This is a genomic window from Rhizobium sp. Leaf371, assembly GCF_001424045.1.
Classification (GTDB): domain Bacteria; phylum Pseudomonadota; class Alphaproteobacteria; order Rhizobiales; family Rhizobiaceae; genus Ferranicluibacter.
In genome coordinates this window covers 264,032-285,421 of sequence record NZ_LMQB01000023.1, presented here as the reverse complement: position 1 = coordinate 285,421, position 21,390 = coordinate 264,032, and the positions used below count along the sequence as shown (strand labels likewise).

General features: G+C 64.3%; 20 protein-coding genes and 1 tRNA gene. 10 read left to right on the top strand and 11 right to left on the bottom strand.

The window, feature by feature from the left end:
* Positions 1-22: 22 nt before the first annotated feature.
* On the top strand, positions 23-517 hold the full coding sequence (msrB, locus tag ASG39_RS12055; RefSeq protein WP_062595230.1) for a peptide-methionine (R)-S-oxide reductase MsrB: 495 nt from the start codon (positions 23-25) through the stop codon (positions 515-517).
* 61 nt (positions 518-578) lie between these two features.
* Here the strand turns inward: msrB and yihA are convergent, their stop codons facing one another.
* From yihA to rpmH, 4 genes are all read right to left on the bottom strand, one after another.
* The gene (gene yihA / locus ASG39_RS12050) at positions 579-1,232 is read right to left on the bottom strand and encodes a ribosome biogenesis GTP-binding protein YihA/YsxC (protein WP_062595229.1); all 654 of its coding nucleotides are present in this window, start codon (positions 1,230-1,232) and stop codon (positions 579-581) included.
* 67 nt (positions 1,233-1,299) lie between these two features.
* Positions 1,300-3,114: a membrane protein insertase YidC gene (gene yidC, locus ASG39_RS12045; protein ID WP_062595228.1), complete on the bottom strand. Its 1,815-nt coding sequence runs from the start codon at positions 3,112-3,114 to the stop codon at positions 1,300-1,302.
* A complete protein-coding gene (gene rnpA, locus ASG39_RS12040) occupies positions 3,114-3,512 on the bottom strand; it encodes a ribonuclease P protein component (RefSeq protein ID WP_062595227.1) in 399 nt (132 codons plus the stop codon). The genes yidC and rnpA overlap by 1 nt, the downstream gene beginning before the upstream one ends.
* A gap of 81 nt (positions 3,513-3,593) precedes the next feature.
* Positions 3,594-3,731 (bottom strand): 50S ribosomal protein L34, encoded by a 138-nt coding sequence (gene rpmH / locus ASG39_RS12035; RefSeq protein ID WP_037104763.1) that lies wholly within the window; start codon positions 3,729-3,731, stop codon positions 3,594-3,596.
* 368 nt (positions 3,732-4,099) lie between these two features.
* On the opposite strand from rpmH, the gene ASG39_RS12030 reads away from it, so the two are divergent.
* From ASG39_RS12030 to ASG39_RS12020, 3 genes are all read left to right on the top strand, one after another.
* Entirely contained in the window at positions 4,100-6,208 is a 2,109-nt protein-coding gene (locus ASG39_RS12030; protein ID WP_062595226.1) for a methyl-accepting chemotaxis protein, read from the top strand.
* A 173-nt stretch (positions 6,209-6,381) separates the two neighbouring features.
* Entirely contained in the window at positions 6,382-7,863 is a 1,482-nt protein-coding gene (locus ASG39_RS12025; RefSeq protein WP_062595225.1) for a HAMP domain-containing sensor histidine kinase, read from the top strand.
* Between the two features lie 161 nt (positions 7,864-8,024).
* Positions 8,025-8,101: transfer RNA gene (locus ASG39_RS12020), tRNA-Arg, on the top strand.
* A gap of 49 nt (positions 8,102-8,150) precedes the next feature.
* Here the strand turns inward: ASG39_RS12020 and ASG39_RS24235 are convergent.
* The 5 genes from ASG39_RS24235 to ASG39_RS12000 form a co-directional block, all read right to left on the bottom strand.
* On the bottom strand, positions 8,151-8,303 hold the full coding sequence (locus ASG39_RS24235; protein ID WP_200943889.1) for a hypothetical protein: 153 nt from the start codon (positions 8,301-8,303) through the stop codon (positions 8,151-8,153).
* A gap of 34 nt (positions 8,304-8,337) precedes the next feature.
* Positions 8,338-8,823 (bottom strand): DUF1810 domain-containing protein, encoded by a 486-nt coding sequence (locus tag ASG39_RS12015; protein WP_062595224.1) that lies wholly within the window; start codon positions 8,821-8,823, stop codon positions 8,338-8,340.
* A gap of 80 nt (positions 8,824-8,903) precedes the next feature.
* The gene (locus ASG39_RS12010) at positions 8,904-9,500 is read right to left on the bottom strand and encodes a YigZ family protein (RefSeq protein WP_062595223.1); all 597 of its coding nucleotides are present in this window, start codon (positions 9,498-9,500) and stop codon (positions 8,904-8,906) included.
* Between the two features lie 112 nt (positions 9,501-9,612).
* Positions 9,613-13,308, bottom strand: a complete 3,696-nt coding sequence (gene putA / locus ASG39_RS12005) for a trifunctional transcriptional regulator/proline dehydrogenase/L-glutamate gamma-semialdehyde dehydrogenase (RefSeq protein WP_062595222.1) — start codon at positions 13,306-13,308, stop codon at positions 9,613-9,615.
* A 213-nt stretch (positions 13,309-13,521) separates the two neighbouring features.
* The gene (locus tag ASG39_RS12000) at positions 13,522-13,836 is read right to left on the bottom strand and encodes a YkgJ family cysteine cluster protein (RefSeq protein ID WP_062595221.1); all 315 of its coding nucleotides are present in this window, start codon (positions 13,834-13,836) and stop codon (positions 13,522-13,524) included.
* Between the two features lie 181 nt (positions 13,837-14,017).
* Here ASG39_RS12000 and ASG39_RS11995 point away from each other — a divergent pair, with 181 nt between their 5' ends.
* Complete coding sequence (locus tag ASG39_RS11995) at positions 14,018-15,052, top strand: proline racemase family protein (RefSeq protein ID WP_062595220.1); 1,035 nt, start codon at positions 14,018-14,020, stop codon at positions 15,050-15,052.
* A 196-nt stretch (positions 15,053-15,248) separates the two neighbouring features.
* A complete protein-coding gene (locus tag ASG39_RS11990; protein WP_062595219.1) occupies positions 15,249-15,632 on the top strand; it encodes a DoxX family protein in 384 nt (127 codons plus the stop codon).
* 72 nt (positions 15,633-15,704) lie between these two features.
* Here ASG39_RS11990 and ASG39_RS11985 read toward each other — a convergent pair whose 3' ends face one another.
* Complete coding sequence (locus ASG39_RS11985; RefSeq protein ID WP_062595218.1) at positions 15,705-16,139, bottom strand: RbsD/FucU domain-containing protein; 435 nt, start codon at positions 16,137-16,139, stop codon at positions 15,705-15,707.
* Positions 16,139-17,371, bottom strand: a complete 1,233-nt coding sequence (locus ASG39_RS11980; protein ID WP_062595217.1) for an ROK family transcriptional regulator — start codon at positions 17,369-17,371, stop codon at positions 16,139-16,141. Before ASG39_RS11980 ends, ASG39_RS11985 begins: the two co-directional genes overlap by 1 nt.
* A 257-nt stretch (positions 17,372-17,628) precedes the next feature.
* Here ASG39_RS11980 and ASG39_RS11975 point away from each other — a divergent pair, with 257 nt between their 5' ends.
* From ASG39_RS11975 to ASG39_RS11960, 4 genes are all read left to right on the top strand, one after another.
* Entirely contained in the window at positions 17,629-18,651 is a 1,023-nt protein-coding gene (locus ASG39_RS11975) for a sugar ABC transporter substrate-binding protein (RefSeq protein ID WP_062595216.1), read from the top strand.
* A 167-nt stretch (positions 18,652-18,818) separates the two neighbouring features.
* On the top strand, positions 18,819-19,901 hold the full coding sequence (locus tag ASG39_RS11970; RefSeq protein ID WP_062595215.1) for an ABC transporter permease: 1,083 nt from the start codon (positions 18,819-18,821) through the stop codon (positions 19,899-19,901).
* Positions 19,901-20,698, top strand: coding sequence for an ATP-binding cassette domain-containing protein (locus ASG39_RS11965; RefSeq protein ID WP_062595214.1), 798 nt, complete (start codon positions 19,901-19,903; stop codon positions 20,696-20,698). Before ASG39_RS11970 ends, ASG39_RS11965 begins: the two co-directional genes overlap by 1 nt.
* On the top strand, positions 20,695-21,330 hold the full coding sequence (locus ASG39_RS11960; RefSeq protein ID WP_062595213.1) for a nucleoside triphosphate hydrolase: 636 nt from the start codon (positions 20,695-20,697) through the stop codon (positions 21,328-21,330). Before ASG39_RS11965 ends, ASG39_RS11960 begins: the two co-directional genes overlap by 4 nt.
* The last annotated feature ends 60 nt before the right edge of the window (positions 21,331-21,390 follow it).

Here is a 21,390-nt window from a genome sequence, read left to right as displayed (position 1 = left end):
ATATGGCCTGCAAGGAGGTCCCATGCTCAGCCGTCGCTTCTTTCTCCTGACCGGCACGGCCGGTCTTGCCGCTCTTGCGTTGAAAAACGAATTTGCTCCAGTTGCCGCCGCCGAAACATTCGCGGTCACGAAAACGGATGCCGAATGGAAGGCGATGCTCGGCGACGAGCAATACCGCATCCTGCGGCACGAAGACACGGAGCGCCCCTTTACGAGCGCGCTCAACGAGGAGAAGCGCAAGGGCACATTCCAGTGCGCCGGTTGCGCCTTGCCGGTCTACTCCTCGGAAACGAAATTCGACAGCGGCACCGGATGGCCGAGCTTCTGGGAGGCGCTGCCGAAGGCCGTGGGTACGCGCACCGATACGTCGTTCATGATGGTGCGGACGGAATGTCACTGCAGTCGCTGCGGCGGACATCTTGGACACATCTTCGACGATGGCCCGAAGCCCACCGGCAAGCGACACTGCATCAACGGCCTGTCGATGACCTTCGTGCCCGGAGCGGCACCCGCCTGATAAGCATGCGGCAGAAACCGGGCGCGGCAAGCGGCCGCGCCGGGTATCGTCTTGGACAGTCTCAGTTGCGGATCGCGGTGAGGATCGCCGAGCGCAGTTCCTCGATGCCTTCGCCCTTTTCGGACGACGTCGCGACGATCTCCGGAAAAGCCGCCGGGCGCTTGCGGATCTTCTCCAGCGTCTCCGCCAGCAGATGCGGCACGGCACCCGCCTTGATCTTGTCCGTCTTTGTCAGCACCACCTGGTAGGACACGGCGGCCTTGTCGAGCAGCGACAGCACGTCGTCGTCGTTCTTCTTGATGCCGTGGCGACTGTCGATCAGCACATAGACCCGCTTCAGCGTCGCCCGGCCGCGCAGATAGTCGAACACCAGCTTCGTCCAGGCATCCACATGCGCCTTGGGTGCCTGCGCGTAGCCATAGCCCGGCATGTCGATCAGCGCCATCGGCGGCAGGTCGCCCGCGGCACCGGAATAGCCGTCCGGCACGAAGTAATTGAGTTCCTGCGTCCGTCCCGGCGTGTTGGATGTGCGTGCCAGCCCCTTCTGCCCGACGAGGGCGTTGATGAGCGAGGACTTGCCGACATTGGAGCGTCCGGCAAAGGCGATTTCCGTCGGCCCCTCGGGCGGCAGGAACTCCATGGAGGGAACGCCGCGAATGAAGATCCAGGGATTGCCGAACATCGGCTTTTCGTCGTTCAGGGCGGTGTCGGTCATCGGCAGGTCCCTCTGAGGCTGAAAAAGAAAACCCCGGGCTTGCGGCCCGGGGCGGGAAGGTCGGTCGCTATTCCGCAGGCTTCGGTTTTCGCGAGAACACGCCCTTGATGTTGTCGAACAGCTCGATCTTGACGCCGTGGCGCTTCATGATGAAGGCCTGCTGGATGACCGAAAGCGTGTTGTTCCAGGCCCAGTAGATCACGAGACCGGCCGGGAAGCTCGACAGCATGAAGGTGAAGACCACCGGCATCCAGGTGAAGAGCATGGCCTGCGTCGGATCCGGCGGTGTCGGGTTCATGCGCATCTGCAGGAACATCGTGACACCCATGATCAAAGGCCAGACGCCGATCATCAGCGCGTGCGGAACGCTGTAGGGCAGGAGGCCGAACAGGTTGAACAGCGAGGTCGGGTCCGGCGCGGACAGATCCTGGATCCAGCCGAAGAACGGCGCGTGCCGCATTTCGATCGTGACGTAGATGACCTTGTAGAGCGCGAAGAACACCGGGATCTGCAGGAGGATCGGCCAGCAGCCGGCGATCGGGTTGATCTTCTCTTCCTTGTACAGCGCCATCATGGCCTGCTGCATGCCCATCCGGTCGTCGCCGAACTTCTTCTTCATCTCCTCCATCTTCGGCTGGATCTTCTTCATGTTCGCCATGGAGGCATATTGCTTGCTGGCGAGCGGGAAGAAGAGCGCCTTGACGACGATGGTGGTGAGAAGGATGGCGACGCCGAAATTGCCGAAGAAGCGGAAGAAGAAGTCCATCAGCTTGAACATCGGCTTGGTGATGAAATAGAACCAGCCCCAGTCGATCAGAAGGTCGAACTTCGGAATATTGTAGCTTGCTTCATAGCCATCGACGAGCGGCACCTGCTTGGCGCCGGCAAAGACGAGGTTGTTCAGCGTGGTCGTCTGGCCGGGTGCCACGGTGATGGCATCCTGCTTGTAGTCGGCCTGGTAGCGCGGGCGGCCATCGGTGAAATGCGCAAAGCGCGTCTCGTAAGCGGTCGTCTGCGGCGGGATGATGGTCGCGGCCCAGTACTTGTCGGTAATGCCGAGCCAGCCGCCGGTCGTCTTGCCGGGCTGTGCCGGCGCGTTGTCCTCGACCTTGCTGTAGCTCACCTCTTCGAGGCCGTGCTCGCCGATGACGCCGATGAAGCCTTCATGCAGAACGTAGACGCTGGGGGTCGCCGGCTTGTTGAAGCGGGTGACGCGGCCATAGGTGGACAAAGCGATCGGGGCGCCGGTCGCGTTCTGGATCGTGTCGTCGATCTTGAACATGAAGTGTTCGTCGATCGAGATGACGCGCGTGAAGACCACGCCCTTTTCGTTCGTGTAGGTCAGCGTGACCGGCGTCGCCGTGGTCAGCTTCGCGCCTTCCGGCGCCGTCCAGACGGTGGACGGGCCGGGAACGGTGCCCGAGGAGGCATCGCCGACATAGCCGATTTCGGTAAAGTAGCCTTCCGGCGTCTCGGCCGGGCTGAAGAGGGTGATGATCGGGCTCTTGTCATCGACCGTTTCGTGATACTCGCGCAGCTTCAGGTCGTCGAGACGGGCGCCGGTGAGGTTGATCGAACCGGAAAGAGCCTGCGTGTCGATGACGACGCGGGCAGAGCGGGCGATGGCTTCGTCGCGCGAGGCACCCTGGGGCACCGCGCCGGGAACGGCGGTCGTCGCTGCACCGGGAATGGCGCCCGGGATCGAGCCGTTCGCGGCGGCGGCGGGAGCCTGCTGGGCCTGTTGCTGTGCCTGCTGGGCCTGCACGGCTTCCTGCGCGACGCGTTCGCGCTCCATCTTCGGATTGATGTAGAGAAACTGCCAGGCGATGAGGATCAGCACCGACAGGCCGATCGCGATGAAATAGTTGCGGTTCTTGTCCATCATTCTTTCCTGGAGCCGGCCGGCGGCCGTGCTTGTTTCTGCCTGCCTTCGAGTGGGCCTTCGATTCGGGCAGCGAGCATCTTTGCCAGTCGGTCGAAGGGGACGCCAAGCACCTCGCGGCGGGCGACAATCACATAATCGTGGCCGGGTTTCATTGCAAACGCGGCTTGTAGCCTGACGGCCTCGCGCAAGCGGCGGCGCATGCGGTTCCGTTCCACCGCATTGCCATGCTTCTTCGTCACCGTGAACCCGACGCGGGCAGGCTCGTCCGCCGTCTGTCTGTCGAGCACTTCGAGCAGGAAGACGGAGCCCTTCCGCTTCTCGCCTGCACGCACGGCAAGAAACTGCGGCCGGCTTTTCAGCCGCCCGACAGTCGATTTGGGATTACCTGACGTCATGCGTCTGGGATCTCTTTTCACCGGCAGCCTCCTGCAATGCAGGAGCGCCGGCTGTGGCAACGGCGCGGACGCCGTGTGCCATTAGGCCGAAAGACGCTTGCGGCCGCGAGCGCGACGGGCAACGATGACCTTGCGGCCGCCCTTGGTGGCAATGCGTGCACGGAAGCCGTGACGACGCTTGCGAACAAGCTTGGAGGGTTGGTAGGTACGCTTTGTCATTTATTTTAATACCGCGGTGTGCGGCCCTTCTTGGGTTGCTTCCTTAAGCAAGCAGCGTTTCTGTCAAGGCACGGCAGAGCAGGCGAGCACGGAGCTCACCCGCCATTTGGTTCCCAGACGTGCGGCGGCTTATAAGAATAAAAGCGTCAAAGTCAATTGCCGCCCCCGGTTTGCAGCGCTTTTCACGCGATAATGCGCGTCTCGCACGCCATGATCATCCCGCCGTCGCCCGCATGCCATCGACAGGCGACCCCCAAGGATTTTGCCGGCAGCGGTACTACGTTATTAACTACTTACCGATAATTTCCCCGATGAGTGCAGGGGCGGGGTGATCTCCTGCGGGTAAAGCCGTTGGAGGAACGCGGGCCATGCGCATACGCGGTAAGATTTCGTTGATCGTCATCGTCATGAGCGCAGTTACGCTCGTCGTCGCTGGAATGGCATTGGCCGTCGTGCACCGCTATGACAGCCAGCTCGAAGCCTTCAAGGCGGCCTCCGAGCGCGCCTATAATGGCGAGAAGCTCAATCGTCTTGTGACCGCCGTCGTCATGGATGCCCGCGGCATCTACGCGGCTCCCTCCATGGAAAAAGCCGATCCCTTCGCCGAAAGCCTCCTGAAGACGCTCGACAAGATCGATGTCCTGACGGCCGAATGGCGCCCGCTCGTGCTTCAGGCCGATCTCCCCGCTTTCGACGCTGTCGTCACGCGCGCCGCCGAATTCCGCACGTTCCGCACGGAAACGGCCCGCCTTGCCCGTGAGGTCTCGGTCCAGGCTGCCAACGAGCAGGGCAATAACGACAAGAACCGTGCCAACCGAAAGGCCTTCCAGGGCGAGATCGATGCGGTCGTCGCCAAGGACAAGGCCGATCTCGCGGCGATCGATACGGAAATCAACGGCATCGGCCGCCAGATGACCATCATGATCATCGGCACGGCCCTCATCGGTCTGGCCGCAGGCCTGCTGGTTGCCGTGTCCATCGCGCGCCGCGAGCTCAGCCGTCCCATTTCCGACCTGACCCGGTCGATGACGGCGCTTGCCGGCGGCGATCTCGACATCGATCTTCCCCAGTCGAAACGGTCCGACGAGATCGGAGAGATGGCGCGTGCCGTCGAGGTTTTCCGCAGCAACGGCCTGACGGCGCGCCGTGCAAGCACGGAAGACAGCGTTCTGCGCGAGAAGACCGCCGACCTGCAGGTCAGCATGGCGCATGTCGTCGAGGCCGCCGCTGCCGGTGATTTTTCCCGCCGCATCACGCGAACCTATGGCGAGCCGAGCCTCGACCGCTTCGCCGGCAACGTCAACGAACTGGTTGCGGGCGTCGATCGCGGCATCGGCGAGACCGGGCGCGTCATCGCAAGTCTTGCGCAGGGCGACCTGACCCAGCCCATGACAGGCAGCTTCCAGGGCGCCTTTGCCGATCTTCAGAGCAATGTGAACGAAGCGCTCGCCGTGCTCCAGAAGACGCTCGGCGAAGTTCGATCGACGACGCTCGAAATCAATGGCAATTCGGGCGAACTCCGCTCGGCCACGGACGATCTTGCCAAGCGCACGGAACAACAGGCTGCTTCGCTGGAGCAGACCTCGGCCTCGCTCGGCCAGATCACGGTGGCCGTGCAGACATCTACGGAGCGGGCGCACGAAGCCACCGTCATCGTCACCGAGGCGAAGGAAGCCGCGGCCCAGTCCGGTACCGTCGTGCGCAGCGCCGTCGATGCCATGGGCCGCATCGAGCAGGCTTCCAGCGAAATCGGCAAGATCACCAACGTCATCGACGAGATCGCCTTCCAGACCAATCTCCTCGCCTTGAACGCAGGCGTTGAGGCCGCGCGGGCAGGCGAGGCGGGCAAGGGCTTTGCCGTCGTTGCCCAGGAAGTGCGGGAACTCGCCCAGCGGGCGGCGAGCGCTGCCAAGGACATCAAGGTGCTCATCGCCAAGTCCGGCGCGGAAGTGTCCACCGGCGTGCAGCTGGTTCAGGAAACGGGACGGGTTCTCGGCGAGATCGAGAACCGGGTTCTGTCGATTACCGACCACATCCACTCCATCGCCACCGCGGCGCGCGAACAGGCCGGCAGCCTCGGCGAGGTCTCCACGGCCGTCAACCAGATGGACAAGGTGACCCAGCAGAATGCCGCGATGGTGCAGGAGGCGAATGCGGCCACGCACAGGCTCTCGACCGAGGCCGAAAACCTCGCGCAGATGATCGGGCATTTCCGGCTGGATCAGGCGCGCCCCGCCGCTGCCGCCGCGATGTCGCATGCGCGATCCGGTGGCCCCGTCATGGCTGCCCGCCCCACGCCGATAAAGACCGTGGCGTCGCGGGCGCCTGCGCTGAAGGCTGCGACCGCGACCGCCCGTCCGGTTGCCTCGCCGGCCCGCAAGATGATGGGATCTGTCGCCCGCGCCTTTTCCGCCGGCCCCGCCACGCACGCCGCACCGGCTCCGGCCGCCTCGCAGGACAACTGGGAGGAGTTCTGACCGAGGCCCGACAGCTCGACGGAGGGGTGCCGCCGCCCGGGCACTGTGCGACCGTCTGTCGGTAAGCCTTGAGGGCATCTGGTTGGATATTCGGCCTAAGTGACCTATAATCGGCAGCAAGCGTCGTCGATCGGTCGGTTGTGTCCGGTCGTCGGGCGCCATGGGAACGCTGAATGTCGATCGATGCCATGAAGGAAACGGCTCTGGACGAGCCGCAGCTGCGCTCGGGCTTCCTGCGCGGCCTTTCCGGCAAGCTCCTGCTGCTGACGATCCTGTTCGTCATGATCGCCGAAATCCTGATCTTCGTGCCGTCGGTCGCCAATATGCGGCTGCGCTGGATGCAGGACCGGCTGAACACCGCGGCGGCGGCGGCCGTCGTGGTCGATGGCCTGCAGAACATGCAGCTCTCGGGCCCGGTGCGCGAGGATACGCTGATGGCGACGGGGACGAAGGCGATCGCGCTTCGCCGCGCCGAGGAATCGCGCCTGATCGCGGCCACCGAAATGCCGCTCGAAGTGGACGCGAAGTTCGACGTTGCCAATACCGGTGCCGCAGGCGCCATTCGCGATGCGTTCGACACGCTGCTCTTCGGCGGCGATCGCACCATCCGCTTCTACGGGCCGATCGGCGAAAGCGACACCTTGATCGAACTCGTCATGGATGAACGCAGCCTGCGCAAGGCGATGCTCGTCTATGCCCGTTCCGTCTTTCTCGTCTCGATCGGCATCTCGCTCTTCACCGCAACCCTGATCTTCCTCGTCATCAACCGCGTGATGATCGCACCCATCCGTCGCATGACGGCGAGCATGCGCGACTTCGCCGCCGATCCTGCCGATCCCCGGCGCGTGATGGAGCCCCTGCCGGGTCATGACGAGCTCGCCCTGGCCGGGCGGCATCTCGCCGCCATGCAGATGCAGCTGCAGAAGACGCTCAAGCAGCAGAAGAACCTCGCCGATCTCGGTCTCGCCGTCTCGAAGATCAACCATGACATGCGCAACATCCTGTCCTCCGCCCAGCTCTTGTCCGACCGACTGGCGGACGTGGACGATCCCGTGGTCAAACGGTTCGCGCCGACCTTGCTGCGCACGATCGATCGGGCCGTTGGCTATACCAGCGAAGTGCTGGAATATGGCCGCACGACCGAACCGGAGCCCCGCCGCCGCTTTCTGCCCCTGCGCCCGCTGGTGGAGGATGTCGGCGAAGTGCTGGCGATCGATCCGAAGTCCGGCATCGGCTTCAGCATTGCGGTTCCCGACGATCTGGAAGTCGATGCGGATGGCGAGCAGCTGTTTCGCGTCGTGCACAACATCTGCCGCAACGCCGTCCAGGCTCTGATGAACGAGAACGATCCCGGCAATCCCACGCGCAACGTCACGGTCTCAGCGATGCGCACCGGCAGCGTCGTCAGCATCACGGTCGACGATACCGGCCCCGGCATGCCGCGAAAGGCGCGCGAGAACCTGTTTGCAGCGTTTCGCGGCTCTGCCCGCTCGGGCGGCACCGGGCTTGGACTGGCCATCGCACGGGAACTGGTGCTTGCCCATGGCGGCACCATCGCCCTGGTCGAGAAGGCAACACCGGGCACCCTGTTCCGTATCGAACTCCCCGACCGTCCGGTGCCCCTCGACGCATTCCGCACTCAGGGCCGGACGTGAAAACTTAACGTCGGCGCATTTGTCCATTCAGCGAAATATCAGCGATTTCAGGGAATTGTGAAATCCCGGCCGCAAAAATCCGGAAATTTTCCGAATTTGGCTTGCATTCATTTCCCCCAGGCTTTAGAGGATCGCCACGCACACAGCAGACGCTGTTGCACGCACCCGTAGCTCAGCTGGATAGAGCATCAGACTACGAATCTGAGGGTCGGACGTTCGAATCGTTCCGGGTGCGCCATTCTTCTCCTCATTAAATGATGACCATAGACGCGATCGCTAAGCGTTCGTCACCTCTTATCATAGAGATCCTCGACCCTCTCGGCCTGGCGCTCTCTTTCATCCCGCGACAATTTGCGTTGACTGGATAGCCCGAAGGCGAGTGCGAGGCCGAGGATGGCGGCGCCGCCAGCCGTGGCGAAGAGCCAGAGATAATTTTCCATGTTCGTCTCCTTGATGTGTCTGAACCACGTCCGTTCACCGCCCGCCCGTTGCGGCACGAAGGGGTGCAGGACGCGCAGAGGCGGGCTTGAGGCGCTCAAGCGTGCGCAGGTCCGGCTTGCCGGCGAAATACCGCTTCAGGGCCGTCTGGAACGGCATGGGGTTGCGTCCCGACTGCAGTGCCGCGTGAGAGAACAGCGTCATGGACGAGCGGAATTTGAGGTCGTCGGGACTGGAGAAGATAGCCCGCGCCGTCAGCGCATCGTCGAGCGTGTTGACCGTCGTCGTGGCCTCCAGCAAACGGCTGCCGAGAACCGGGTGATCGAGATAGGCTTGAGCTTCCGCCAGCCCCGAGATTGCAAAATGCCGTGCCGTCGGCGAGGAGCCCAGGCCCTCGATCTGTGGGAAGACGAACCACATCCAATGCGTCCGCTTCTCACCCAGGGAGAGTTCGTCCAGCGCCTGATGATAGACGCGCGACTGCGCTTCGATGAATCGGGCCAGGTGGAATGGATCTGTCATGGTCGTCTCCTGAATGTCAGGTGAGACTAACCAGTTCGCGACAGGTTTGTTCGGTTGCGTGACGCCCTGTCATCGGGACGTTAAAGCGAGCGATCGTCGTCGAAGATGAGGAACGAGTGTCCGCTGGTCACGTCGCGCGCCAGCAACTTTGCCTGGTCGCGTAAGCCTTCGGGCACATCCACCATCAGATCCGCGCCCGTTGCAATGAAGGCTTCCTCGACGATGATGGCGCCGAGGCTTGTCAAACGGGCCTTGATCCGTGCCAGCTCCGAGAAGGCGACGCGCACCGTTCCGCGCGTCATGGCGATATGCTCGACGCGCTCTGCCGCAACCAATGTCATGGCCGCCGTGCCGCCATAGGCGCGCATCAACCCGCCGCTGCCGAGCAGGATGCCGCCGAACCAGCGAATGACGAGAACCACGACATGATCGAGGCCTTGCCCGTCGATCGCCTGGAGGATCGGCTTGCCGGCCGTGCCGCCCGGCTCTCCATCATCGTTGAAGCGGTAGGTCTGCCCGATCCGCCAGGCCCAGCAATTGTGCGTGGCGGAGAGGTCGGACTGGGCAGCGATGAAGGCGCGCGCCTCCGCTTCGTCGGTCACAGGCGCGGCATGCGCCAGGAACCGGCTTTTCCGGATCTCCTGAGAAAGACTGTGGGATCGTGCAAGCGTGAGCATGCCGTTTCTTACGTCAAACGCGGAAGCGTTGAAATCCTCCCGAAAGCAGGGATCAAGCGCGCGCGGTACCGGGAGGACGCGTTGGCATCGTCCCGGCCTCGCAGACGCTGTCTCAGCCGATCGACATCAGGCTGGCATTGCCGCCGGCCGCAGCCGTGTTGACGCTGGTCGAAACTTCCTCCAGCAACCAGTTCAGACAATAGGCTTCGGAGCTGGCCGCGAGATCGTCGGTGGTTGCCGCCTGCACCAGCAGGAGAGGACCCGGCAGCTCGGCGATCACCCGGTTGACGTCCTTCACCCGGTCCGCGTCGCCTTCGACGAGCGCGCCGGAGAAGGGGCCGGCAGAGACCCAGTCGCGGGCAAACGACAGGCGCGCGGCAACGCTTGGCGGCAGCGCGGCAAATGCGTCTGCGAGGCCCGAACCCGCGTCGATGACGCCGCGATTGCCGGTCGCCAGCACGGCCGAAACCTGTTGAATCAGGCCTTCCATCGTCTGCGGCACCAGAAGAATGCTGCCGCGCGGATGCAGCGCATAAAGATTGCGCTCGCCGACCGGACCCGGCATCTCGCTGACGAGGCCAAGCGGCGACTGGCTGCCGGTGTCGCGCGCCGCCGACGCCTCAGCCTTCAGCCCCCGGCCGTCGAGCCATTTGGCGAAATCGAGCAGCGCCGGATCGGTGTGGACCGAGCTGACCTGCGGCGGGACCGGCGCCACGCGGACGAGGCGGCCGAGATAAAGCGGACCGCCGGCCTTCGGTCCCGTGCCCGAGAGCCCGCGCCCGCCGAAGGGCTGGACGCCGACGACCGCGCCGATGATGTTGCGGTTGACGTAGAGATTGCCGGCCTTCACCCGGCTCGTCACATGCGCGATGGTCTCGTCGAGGCGCGTGTGCAGGCCGAAGGTCAGGCCGTATCCGGTGGCGTTGATGTCGTCGATCAGCCGGTCGAGATCATCGCGCTCGTAGCGCAGGACATGGAGCACCGGGCCGAAGACTTCGCGGGCAAGGTCCGAGAGCTTTGCGATCTCGATGATCGTCGGCGCCACGAAGGTGCCGTGCGCGGTGGCGTCCGGCATGGCGATCTGCTCGACACGCGCGCCGATGCCGCGCATGGCGGCGATATGCGTCTCGATCGTCTGCTTCGCCTCGGCCGAGATCACCGGCCCGACATCGGCGGACAGCCTGTCCGTGCGCCCGATCTCCAGCTCGTGCAGGGCGCCCTTCAGCATGGTCAGCACGCGGTCCGCCACATCCGTTTGCAGGCAGAGAACGCGCAGCGCCGAGCAGCGCTGTCCGGCACTGTCGAAGGCCGAGGCGATGATGTCAGCCACCACCTGTTCGGCAAGGGCCGAGCTGTCGACGATCATGGCGTTCTGTCCGCCCGTCTCGGCGATCAGCGGGATCGGCTTGCCCTCGGGCGAAACCCGTGCCGCAAGCTGGGCCTGGATGAGCCGCGCAACCTCCGTCGATCCGGTGAACATGACGCCGGCAACGCCCTCAGCCCCGACCAGTGCCGCGCCCACACGCCCGTCGCCGGGCAGAAACTGCAGCACATCAAGGGGAATGCCGGCCTCGTGCAGCAGGCGCACGCCTTCGGCGGCGATCAGCGGCGTTTCCTCGGCCGGCTTGGCGAGAACAGGATTTCCGGCAACGAGGGCGGCGGCAATCTGTCCGGTGAAAATCGCCAGCGGAAAATTCCACGGGCTGATGCAGACGATCGGGCCGAGCGCGCCATGCGCCGGGCCGAGCGTGCGGCCCGCCTGTTCGGCATAATAGCGCAGGAAGTCGATCGCCTCGCGCACCTCGGCAATCGCGTTCGGCGCGGATTTGCCGGCCTCGCGGATGATGAGGCCGAGGAGATCCGGCATGCGCGCCTGCATCAGGTCTGCCGCCCGTGACAGGCAGGCGGCGCGCTCGGCCGGCGCCGTCGCGGCCCATCGGGTTGCCGCAGCGGCGGCCAGAGCCACAGCGCGCACCGCGTCGGCGTCTGATGCCTCGATCACGGTGCCGACGCGGTCGCGACGGTCGCCGGGGTTCTCCACAGGACGCGGCGGCCCGTGTGGCGTATCGCCGGCCAGCAGGGGCGCTGCTGTCCAGTCGGCGGTGGCGCCCGCGGCAAAGGTTTCGGCCAGCATCGCCAGCGTCGTTTCCGAAGAGAGATCGAGACCGGCCGAATTGCTGCGGCCGGGATAAAGCGCTGCCGGCAGGCGGATCTTGTCGTGCGACGCGCCGGGGGTGGCCATGCCGCGCACGATCTCCACCGGATCGGCGATCAGTTCGTCGATGGAAACGGCGGGATCGGCGATGCGGTTGACGAAGGACGAGTTGGCGCCATTTTCCAACAGGCGCCGGACGAGATAGGCGAGCAGCGTCTCGTGGGTTCCCACAGGTGCATAGATGCGGCAGGGCCGGTTGAGCTTGTCCGCACCGACGACCTCGTCATAGAGGGGCTCGCCCATGCCGTGCAGGCACTGGAACTCGTAATCCCCGACGGTGAAGTCCGGCCCGGCCATGGCATGGATGGTCGCAAGGCTCTGCGCGTTGTGGGTGGCGAACTGAGGGAAGATCACATCCTTGGCGGCCAGCAGCTTGCGCGCGCAGGCGATGTAGGAAACGTCGGTGTGGATCTTGCGGGTGAAGACCGGGAAATCGTCGAGCCCGTCCACCTGTGCCCGCTTGATCTCGGCATCCCAATAGGCGCCCTTGACGAGGCGCACCATCATCCGGTGGCCGGAGCGGCGGGCAAGGTCGATGACCACGTCGAGCACCATCGGGCAACGCTTGCCGTAAGCCTGGACGACGAAGCCGACGCCGTGCCAGCCTGCCAGATCCGGATCGAGCCGGAGGGCTTCGAGCAGGTCGAGCGACAATTCCAGCCGGTCGGCTTCCTCCGCGTCGATATTGAGCCCGATGTCGTAGTGCTTGGCGATCAACGCCAGCGCCTTCACGCGGGGCAGAAGTTCGCTCATCACGCGCGCCGCCTGCGCCCTGACATAGCGGGGATGCAGGGCCGAGAGCTTGATGGAGATGCCGGGTCCTTCATAGATCCCCCGGCCGGCCGCAGCCTTGCCGATCGCATGGATGGCGTTTTCATAGTCGGCGTAATAGCGCTTGGCGTCGGCCGCCGTCGTCGCGGCTTCGCCGAGCATGTCGTAGGAATAGCGGAAGCCACGGGCTTCGAGCGGTCGCGCGCGCTTCAGCGCTTCCTCGATCGTTTCGCCGGTGACGAACTGCTCGCCCATCATCCGCATGGCCATATCGACACCGCGGCGGATGACCGGCTCGCCGGCCCGCGCGATCAGGCGCGTAAGGGCTGCCGAGAGCCCGCGATCGTTGACGGTGGAGGTCAGCTTGCCGGTGACGACGAGACCCCAGGTGGCTGCGTTGACGAAGAGCGAGCGCCCCCCGCCGACATGCGAGCGCCAGTCGCCGGTGGCGATCTTGTCGCGGATCAGCGCATCGCGCGTGGCCGTGTCGGGAATGCGCAGCAGCGCTTCGGCAAGGCACATCAGCGCGACGCCTTCCTGGCTCGACAGGGAATACTCGTGCACCAGCCCTTCGACGCCGGAACCCTTGTGCTTGGCACGCAGCGCGGTGATGAGCCCGCGCGCGGTCGTTGCGGCCTGCAGGCGAACCGCGTCCGGCAACGTCGCCTGTTCGAGGAGCGCCGCGACGCAGGCAGTCTCTGGCAGGCGATAGGCGCGCGTGACGGCGGCCCGCAGCGGTGTCGGCGCTGCCAGTGGCGGCGCGAAGGCCTCAAAGGGAAGCGGCATCGTGTCGAGGGATGACTTCAGCGACGTCTGGCTCATCGGAGGGGCCTTTTCAGAAGCGAAAACAGAAGGGTACATGAGGGCGAAGCACTGGAGCGGAGAATACGGCCGGTCGCGCCGCATCTCCATCCGGAAAAATCGGGCCAACGCCTCACGATCCACGCCCTGAGGCGGTTTCGGGCGTGATAGATGCGGCATCTCGGCGAATGCACCGCGTGATCACCTGAGGTTCACCACGAAACGCGAGGTCGCCTAAAGCAGGACATGCGCCGACAATGCCTGCCGGGCCGTCAGGCACTCGTCGTCGCCCGGCATGCAGGTGCGGCAGACAATCGGCCGGACCGCGTAGATGCCGCAACCGACATGCTGCCCCAGCACGCCGGACAACGCAGCGCATCGGTCGTTTTCGCATCGCATGCCGCCGAGATCGGCGGAAACCAGCGCCTCCGGAATCCGGGCAAGCTCCTCCTCGCTCTCCATCGAGAAGCGCGGCCAGTCTTCAGAATAGGCGCAGCAGGCGCCACAGCTCTGGCAGTCGAAATCTTCGGTGGGAACGGCAGGCATCATGCTCGATCTCTACCACGCAAAACCCTCGCGCGCCATGTGCCCGTCACAAGGGGACGGTCCGACAGAGAGGGCGAGCGGAGATGAAGGAAGCCCTAGGCAAAGGCCGCGAACAGGCGTAAACGAGCCTGTACACATTTTGTCGCCAGCTGTTGAACCTGCGGCATGAGAGGATATTGCACCGATGAGATGGAAGCGCACGATCCAGCTGCTGGATGTTCATTGCGAAGGTGAGATCGGCAAGGTCGCGATCGGCGGCGTGCCGAAGATTCCGGGCAACACGATCGCCGAGCAGCTGCATCACATCAACACCGTGGACGACAGCCTGCGGCGGTTCCTCTGCCTGGAGCCGCGCGCGGCCTCCATCGGCTCGGTCAATCTGCTGGTGCCGGCCAAGCGTCCCGAAGCCGATGCCGGCTTCATCATCCTCCAGGCGGATCAGGCGCATGCCATGTCCGGTTCCAATTCCATCTGCGTCACCACGGCGCTGCTCGAATCCGGCATCGTCGAGATGAAGGAGCCGGAAACGGTCGTCATGCTCGATACCGCCGCCGGTCTCGTCAAGGCGACGGCGACCTGCCGCGATGGCCGCTGCGAGCGCGTCAAGCTGACCATGACCCCGTCCTTCGTCCAGGCGCTGGATGTCGAGGTGGAAACCCCGCAATGGGGCACGATCAAGGTCGATCTCTGCTATGGCGGCATCTTCTATGCGCTGGTGGACGTGCACCAGATCGGCACGACGATCGAGAAGGCCAATGCCCGCGCGATCGTGGAAGCCGGCATGATCATCAAGGACATCGTCAACCGCACCATCCCGACGGTCCATCCCGAGATCCCGGAGATCTCCGGCGTCGCCTATGTCATGTTCCGCAGCACGGAAGCCGACGGCACGGTGCGCACCTGCACGACGATGTGGCCGGGCCGTGTCGATCGCTCCCCCTGCGGCACCGGCAGTTCCGCCAACCTCGCGACCCTTCACGCCCGCGGCCTTGCAAAGCCCGGCGATGTGTTCAAATCCCGCTCGATCATCGGTTCGGAATTCGAAGTCGGGCTCGACAGCGTGACCGAGGTCGCCGGCCGCCCGGCCATCATCCCGACGATCTCCGGCCGTGGCTGGACCTTCGGCCTCCACCAGGTCGCGCTCGATCCCTTCGACCCGCTGGCCGACGGTTTCGCCCTCACCGACACCTGGGGCCCGCAGGCGGGCGAGATCCGCTAGGGTTTGACGGGTTCAGAACGAAGCCGACAGCGTCTCAGACGCCCCGTCGCCTGCAGACGGTTGCAGGTGATGGGCAGTTGACGATGCCGGGTTATCGTTCGCTAACCGTTGACGATGTGTCGTTGCGCCGCAGGCTATGTTCGGCGCTTATTGCTGCTAAAGCTTCCCTATCGCCTTCCTCAACGGAGCCCAACCTATGTCCAGCAGTGCCATCGTCCTCGTCGGACGCATCCTTCTCTCCATCATCTTCATCCTGGCCGGCTTCGGCAAGATCAGCAATCTGGAGGGGACGGCCGGTTATTTCGCCGGTTCGGGCCTGCCGGTGCCGATGGTCACGGCCGTCGTCGTCTCGCTTGTCGAACTCGTCGGCGGCATCTTCATTCTCGTCGGATTCCTCACGCGCCCGACGGCTTATGTCCTCGCCGCCTTCTGCATCGCCACGGCGTTCATCGCGCATTTCAATTTTGCCGACATGAACCAGATGATCAACTTCCAGAAGAATTTCGCCATGGCTGGCGGCTTCCTCGTGCTCGCAGCCTTCGGCCCCGGCGCGCTGTCGGTCGACGCACGCCGCGCCTGATCGTCTTTTTTCGCCCAAGAAAACCCGCCGGACCAACGTCCGGCGGGTTTTTTGCGTTTCTCGAAGGACGCATCACGCCGCGGGATAGATCACGCCCTTGCGCAGGATCATGTTGCCATAGAGGCGCGGCTCGCTGGTCTGCACCACGGTATGCGCCGCCTTGACGCGGGGATAGAAATCGGGCCCGAGCAAGGGAACCACGGCTCTTTCCGGTTCATGGCGGGCACAGCAGGCGATCAGGTCCTCATGGACGGGGTCGAGCGCATCGCGGTCCTGCTTCACCGTCGCGCGAAAGATCGCTTCTTCCACGAAATCGTCGATCGGCATGACGCTGAGGATGGCATCGACCACCGGCACCACGCCATGGCCGTCGAGACGGATCAGGCGGCGGGCATGTTCGAGCGCGGGGTAGTTGCCATCCACGATGGCGATCTCGTCGCCATGGCCCATGGCGCGCAGAGTGGCAAGCAGATCGGGGCTCAGGAGCGGAGAAAGACCTTTGAGCATCAGGCAGGTTCCTTGAAGAGAATATTGGTGTCGAGAAGATAGCGCGAAAACAGCGGCAGGCTCGCCCCGCCGATGGCGCGGGCCTCGGAGCCGACGGCGCCTTCGATGATATCGGGCACGATCACGCCTTGCAGGTCGAGGTCGTGGACGGCAGTGCGCGTGGCGGCAACGATGCGCGCGCGCACCCAGTCGGGAAATCCGCCATCGATGACGGCCGCGGCAAAATCGATGATCGACGCGGCCGAGATGATGGCCCGGGCGAGGGCTTCGGACGTCTGGACGATCCAGTCCTCCAGCGCCGGCCCGAAATCGATCCATTCCTCGGCGGAATACCAGAGCGGCCGCGCATCGATACCGCGCTCCCGCAGCATGTTTTCGAGCACGAAGATCGAGGCGACCTTGAGAAGCGGCTGCGTGCGCCCGTCCGGTCCCGGAACCTGCAGAGGTCCGAGCGCGCCCGCCGTTCCCGTGCGGCCCGAGAACAATGCGGAATTCAGCACGATGCCGCCGCCGATGAACGAGCCGATGTAGAAATAGATGAAATCCGGATAATTCGCGCCGACGCCGAACACCAGCTCCGCCCCACAGGCACTGGTTGCGTCGTTCTGCAGGTAGACCGGGTAGGCGGTGCGCTCCGACACGGCGGCCTGAAGGTCGAAATGCCGCCAGCTTTCCATGGCCTCGCTCGGCGCGCCCACTTCCGGCGCCCAGTTCCAGAGTTCGAATGGCGTGGCGATGCCGATGCCGGCAATGCGTGAGCGCTCGTCGGCGCCGAGCATGCGCTCAAGCTTCGCGACGCCATCCGTAACGAAGGCGAGGATCTCCTCCGGCATCGGGTAGCGGTAGGGCTGGTGCAGGTTCAGGCGGATCTTTCCCACGAAGTCCATCAGGATGAGGTCGGCGCTGCGCCGGCCGATCTTGACGCCGAAAGAGAAAACGGCCGACGGATTGAGATGCATGGGCACCGAGGGTTGGCCCACGCGTCCACGCGTCGGCTCGCCGCGGATCAGCAGTCCGTCCTTCTCCAGCGCCCGCATGATCACCGACACCGTCTGCGCCGACAGGCCCGACCGGCGGGCGATATCCGCCTTAGACAGTCCGTCGTGACGACGCACCAGCGACATGACCAGGCGCTCGTTATGCGCGCGCACCCGCGTCTGGTTCGCCCCGCCCGCCGGATCCACGACGTCGGGCATGACGGGCAGCGTCTCCTGCTCGCTAAAGTCGGTCATTCCTCGTCCTCCCATTCCGGCGCGATGCCGGAACCGTTCCCGCGCTTTTCTCTGCATGCGAGGCATGCGTTTGCACAGTCAACGGGCAGAGAATGCCACAGGATTTTAATAAATCAATTTGATTTAGTTATTGACAGGCAAATATGTTTGGTGTTTTCTGGCTAACGGAAGCGCGGTTTCATTGCGGAGGACGTAACGATCGCGAAGCCTGACGGGCCGGGAACCCGGCTCACCATTTGATCCTTGGGAGGATATCCATGAAGAACCTTGTAACCGCCGGTCTCGGCGCGCTGGCGCTTGGCGTCGTTTTCGCGGGCTCGGCGCAGGCTGCCGACGTGACCGCCTGCCTGATCACCAAGACGGATACGAACCCCTTCTTCGTCAAGATGAAGGAAGGCGCCGAAGCCAAGGCCAAGGAACTGGGCGTGACGCTCAAGGCCTATGCCGGCAAGATCGACGGCGATAGCGAAAGCCAGGTCGCAGCCATCGAAACCTGCATCGCCGATGGCGCCAAGGGTATCCTGATCGCCGCTTCCGATACCAAGGGCATCGTCCCCACCGTGAAGCAGGCGCGCGACGCCGGCCTTCTCGTCATCGCACTCGACACCCCGCTCGAGCCGGCCGACAGCGCCGATGCGACGTTCGCCACCGACAACCTGCTCGCCGGCAAGCTGATCGGTCAGTGGGCTGCCGCAACCCTCGGCGATGCTGCAAAGGATGCCAAGGTCGCCTTCCTCGACCTGACCCCGTCGCAGCCCTCCGTCGACGTCATGCGCGACCAGGGCTTCATGATGGGCTTCGGCATCGATCCGAAGGACCCCAACAAGATCGGTGACGAGGACGACGCCCGCATCGTCGGCCACGACATCACCAACGGCAATGAAGAAGGCGGCCGTACCGCCATGGAAAACCTTCTCCAGAAGGATCCGACCATCAACGTCGTCCACACGATCAACGAGCCGGCCGCTGCCGGTGCCTACGAAGCGCTCAAGGCCGTCGGCCGCGAGAAGGACGTGCTGATCGTGTCCGTCGACGGCGGCTGCCCGGGCATCAAGAACGTTGCGGACGGCGTCATCGGCGCGACCTCGCAGCAGTACCCGCTGCAGATGGCGGCCCTCGGCGTCGAGGCCATCAAGAAGTTCGCCGAAACCGGTGAGAAGCCGCAGCCGACCCCCGGCAAGGCCTTCTTCGACACGGGCGTCTCGCTCGTCACCGGCAAGCCTGCCACAGGCGTCGAATCGATCGACATCAAGGCCGGCACGGACAAGTGCTGGGGCTGAGCCCTGCCTTCGATGCGATAGGCGAGGGGCGGCTTCGGCCGCCCTTTTTCAAAACCGCCTTGTTTCAAACCAAGACAACTTGACCCGTCATCCCGACGAAGCGCCCGGCCTGTGGTAGCCTCCTCTTCGAGGTCGTCCGCATAGGCCGCCAAGCGGAGGATATATTGATGAGCGAGCCAACAGCCGCTGCGCGGCCCTCGCAGGACTTCGAGTCCGTCCTGTCCGGCAGTTCCAAGACGGTTGCGTCTTTCGACACGGACCGCAAGACACCTGTCCAGCACTTCCAGCACTTCCTGCATTCGCGGCCATCGGCCGTGCCCTTGATCGTGCTCGTGCTGTCGCTGGTCGTCTTCGGCTCGATCCTCGGATCCAAGTTCTTTTCCGCCTTCTCGCTGACGCTGATCCTGCAGCAGGTCGCCATCACCGGTATCATCGGTGCGGCCCAGACGCTGATCATCATGACGGCCGGTATCGATCTCTCGGTCGGCGCCATCATGGTGCTGTCGTCGGTCGTCATGGGTCAGTTCGTGTTCCGCTACGGTCTTCCGGCGGAACTCGCCATCCTCTGCGGCTTTGCCGTCGGCGCCGCCTGCGGCGCGATCAACGGCTGGTTGGTTGCCCGCATGAAGCTGCCGCCCTTCATCGTCACGCTCGGCATGTGGCAGATCATCCTTGCCTCCAACTTCCTCTATTCGGCCAACGAGACCATCCGCAGCCAGGATATCGAGGCGACCGCACCGCTTCTCAAGTTCTTCGCCGAACCCGTCCGCCTGGGCGGTGCCGTGTTCACCTATGGCGTCTTCGCCATGATCCTGCTCGTCATGCTGCTCTGGTACGTGCTGAACAAGACCGCCTGGGGCCGGCATCTCTACGCCGTGGGCGACGATCCGGTGGCGGCCGAGCTCGCCGGCGTCAACGTCAAGCGCATGCTGCTGTCCGTCTACACGATTTCCGGCGTCATCTGCGCGCTCGGCGGCTGGGCCCTCATCGGCCGCATCGGCTCCGTCTCCCCGACGGCCGGCCAGTTCGCCAACATCGAGTCCATCACGGCCGTCGTGATCGGCGGCATCTCGCTCTTCGGCGGACGCGGCTCCATCATGGGCATGCTCTTCGGGGCGCTCATCGTCGGCGTCTTCCAGCTGGGCCTGCGCCTCGTCGGCACGGATCCGCAATGGACCTATCTCATGATCGGCGTTCTCATCATCGCCGCCGTAGCAATCGACCAGTGGATCAGAAAGGTAGCCGGCTGATGAATGCGCCCTCCTATTCCGAAGCTCCCATCCTCACCGGCCGCGGCCTCGTCAAGCGCTATGGCCGGGTCACAGCCCTCGATCATGCGGATTTCGATCTGCACAAGGGCGAGATCCTCGCCGTCATCGGCGATAACGGTGCCGGCAAGTCCTCGCTGATCAAGGCGATCTCTGGCGCGATCAAGCCCGACGAGGGTGAAATCCGTCTCGACGGCCAGGTCATCAGCTTCAAGTCGCCGATCGAGGCGCAGAAGGCCGGCATCGAGACCGTCTACCAGAATCTCGCGGTCTCTCCGGCTTTGTCGATCGCCGACAACATGTTTCTCGGCCGCGAGATCCGCAAACCCGGCGTTCTCGGCTCGGTGTTCCGCATGCTCGACAAGAGCGCGATGGAAAAGTTCGCGCGCGACAAACTGTCCGAACTCGGCCTGATGACCATCCAGAACATCAACCAGGCCGTGGAAACACTCTCGGGCGGCCAGCGCCAGGGCGTTGCCGTGGCCCGTGCCGCGGCCTTCGGCTCCAAGCTCGTCATTCTCGACGAGCCGACCGCGGCCCTCGGCGTCAAGGAAAGCCGGCGCGTGTTGGAACTGATCCTCGACGTGCGCTCGCGCGGCATGCCGATCGTGCTCATCTCGCACAACATGCCGCATGTTTTCGAAGTCGCCGACCGGATCCACATCCACCGCCTCGGCAAGCGTCTCTGCGTCATCAATCCGAAGGACTATACGATGTCGGATGCCGTGGCCTTCATGACCGGCGCCAAGGAGCCCCCGCGCGAGGCGCTGGCGGCATGACGCGAACCGTCGGCGAGATCGCCGATCTCGTTCTCGATCGGGCGGCCGGTGCCGCCCGCTTCGTCGTCGCCATCGCCGGCCCTCCGGGGTCCGGCAAATCGACGCTCGCCGATGCGCTTCATGCCGAGCTTGCCGGGCGCGGCGAGACATCGGCCGTCCTGCCCATGGACGGCTTTCACATGGACAACGGAATTCTGGAGGAACGCGGCCTCCTGAAGCGCAAGGGCGCACCCGAAACCTTCGACGTGCGCGGCTTTCTTGATATCGTCACGGCCGTGCGCCGCGGCGGCGAGGAGGTGCTCGTGCCGGTCTTCGACCGCGCGCGCGAGATCGCCATCGCCTCCGCCCGCCCGATCTCGCCCGAGACGCGGTTCATTCTCGCCGAAGGCAATTATCTTCTGTTGGACGAGGCGCCGTGGACCCGGCTTGCACCGCTCTTCGATCTCACGATCTTCGTCGGCCCGACCTATGCCGTGCTCGAAGAGCGCCTGCGCCAGCGCTGGATCCATTACGGTCTCGACGAAGAGGCGATCCGCTGGAAACTCTACGGCAACGATCTGCCGAATGGAGAGCGTATCTGCAATGGCTCGAGGCCTGCCGATGTCATGCTGGAGGTTTTCGAGCAGCCGTGATCGCGGAGGCGATCAGGCCATTGTCATCGGCGGCCCGATGAAGCAAACGGGAACGGACAG

What these genes read in the sequence shown, in the direction of transcription:
- msrB (WP_062595230.1), top strand. Translation starts at nt 23, where the DNA reads ATGCTCAGCCGTCGCTTCTTTCTCCTGACCGGCACGGCCGGTCTTGCC.
- yihA (WP_062595229.1), bottom strand. Translation starts at nt 1,232, where the DNA reads ATGACCGACACCGCCCTGAACGACGAAAAGCCGATGTTCGGCAATCCC.
- yidC (WP_062595228.1), bottom strand. Translation starts at nt 3,114, where the DNA reads ATGGACAAGAACCGCAACTATTTCATCGCGATCGGCCTGTCGGTGCTG.
- rnpA (WP_062595227.1), bottom strand. Translation starts at nt 3,512, where the DNA reads ATGACGTCAGGTAATCCCAAATCGACTGTCGGGCGGCTGAAAAGCCGG.
- rpmH (WP_037104763.1), bottom strand. Translation starts at nt 3,731, where the DNA reads ATGACAAAGCGTACCTACCAACCCTCCAAGCTTGTTCGCAAGCGTCGT.
- ASG39_RS12030 (WP_062595226.1), top strand. Translation starts at nt 4,100, where the DNA reads ATGCGCATACGCGGTAAGATTTCGTTGATCGTCATCGTCATGAGCGCA.
- ASG39_RS12025 (WP_062595225.1), top strand. Translation starts at nt 6,382, where the DNA reads ATGTCGATCGATGCCATGAAGGAAACGGCTCTGGACGAGCCGCAGCTG.
- ASG39_RS24235 (WP_200943889.1), bottom strand. Translation starts at nt 8,303, where the DNA reads ATGGAAAATTATCTCTGGCTCTTCGCCACGGCTGGCGGCGCCGCCATC.
- ASG39_RS12015 (WP_062595224.1), bottom strand. Translation starts at nt 8,823, where the DNA reads ATGACAGATCCATTCCACCTGGCCCGATTCATCGAAGCGCAGTCGCGC.
- ASG39_RS12010 (WP_062595223.1), bottom strand. Translation starts at nt 9,500, where the DNA reads ATGCTCACGCTTGCACGATCCCACAGTCTTTCTCAGGAGATCCGGAAA.
- putA (WP_062595222.1), bottom strand. Translation starts at nt 13,308, where the DNA reads ATGAGCCAGACGTCGCTGAAGTCATCCCTCGACACGATGCCGCTTCCC.
- ASG39_RS12000 (WP_062595221.1), bottom strand. Translation starts at nt 13,836, where the DNA reads ATGATGCCTGCCGTTCCCACCGAAGATTTCGACTGCCAGAGCTGTGGC.
- ASG39_RS11995 (WP_062595220.1), top strand. Translation starts at nt 14,018, where the DNA reads ATGAGATGGAAGCGCACGATCCAGCTGCTGGATGTTCATTGCGAAGGT.
- ASG39_RS11990 (WP_062595219.1), top strand. Translation starts at nt 15,249, where the DNA reads ATGTCCAGCAGTGCCATCGTCCTCGTCGGACGCATCCTTCTCTCCATC.
- ASG39_RS11985 (WP_062595218.1), bottom strand. Translation starts at nt 16,139, where the DNA reads ATGCTCAAAGGTCTTTCTCCGCTCCTGAGCCCCGATCTGCTTGCCACT.
- ASG39_RS11980 (WP_062595217.1), bottom strand. Translation starts at nt 17,371, where the DNA reads ATGACCGACTTTAGCGAGCAGGAGACGCTGCCCGTCATGCCCGACGTC.
- ASG39_RS11975 (WP_062595216.1), top strand. Translation starts at nt 17,629, where the DNA reads ATGAAGAACCTTGTAACCGCCGGTCTCGGCGCGCTGGCGCTTGGCGTC.
- ASG39_RS11970 (WP_062595215.1), top strand. Translation starts at nt 18,819, where the DNA reads ATGAGCGAGCCAACAGCCGCTGCGCGGCCCTCGCAGGACTTCGAGTCC.
- ASG39_RS11965 (WP_062595214.1), top strand. Translation starts at nt 19,901, where the DNA reads ATGAATGCGCCCTCCTATTCCGAAGCTCCCATCCTCACCGGCCGCGGC.
- ASG39_RS11960 (WP_062595213.1), top strand. Translation starts at nt 20,695, where the DNA reads ATGACGCGAACCGTCGGCGAGATCGCCGATCTCGTTCTCGATCGGGCG.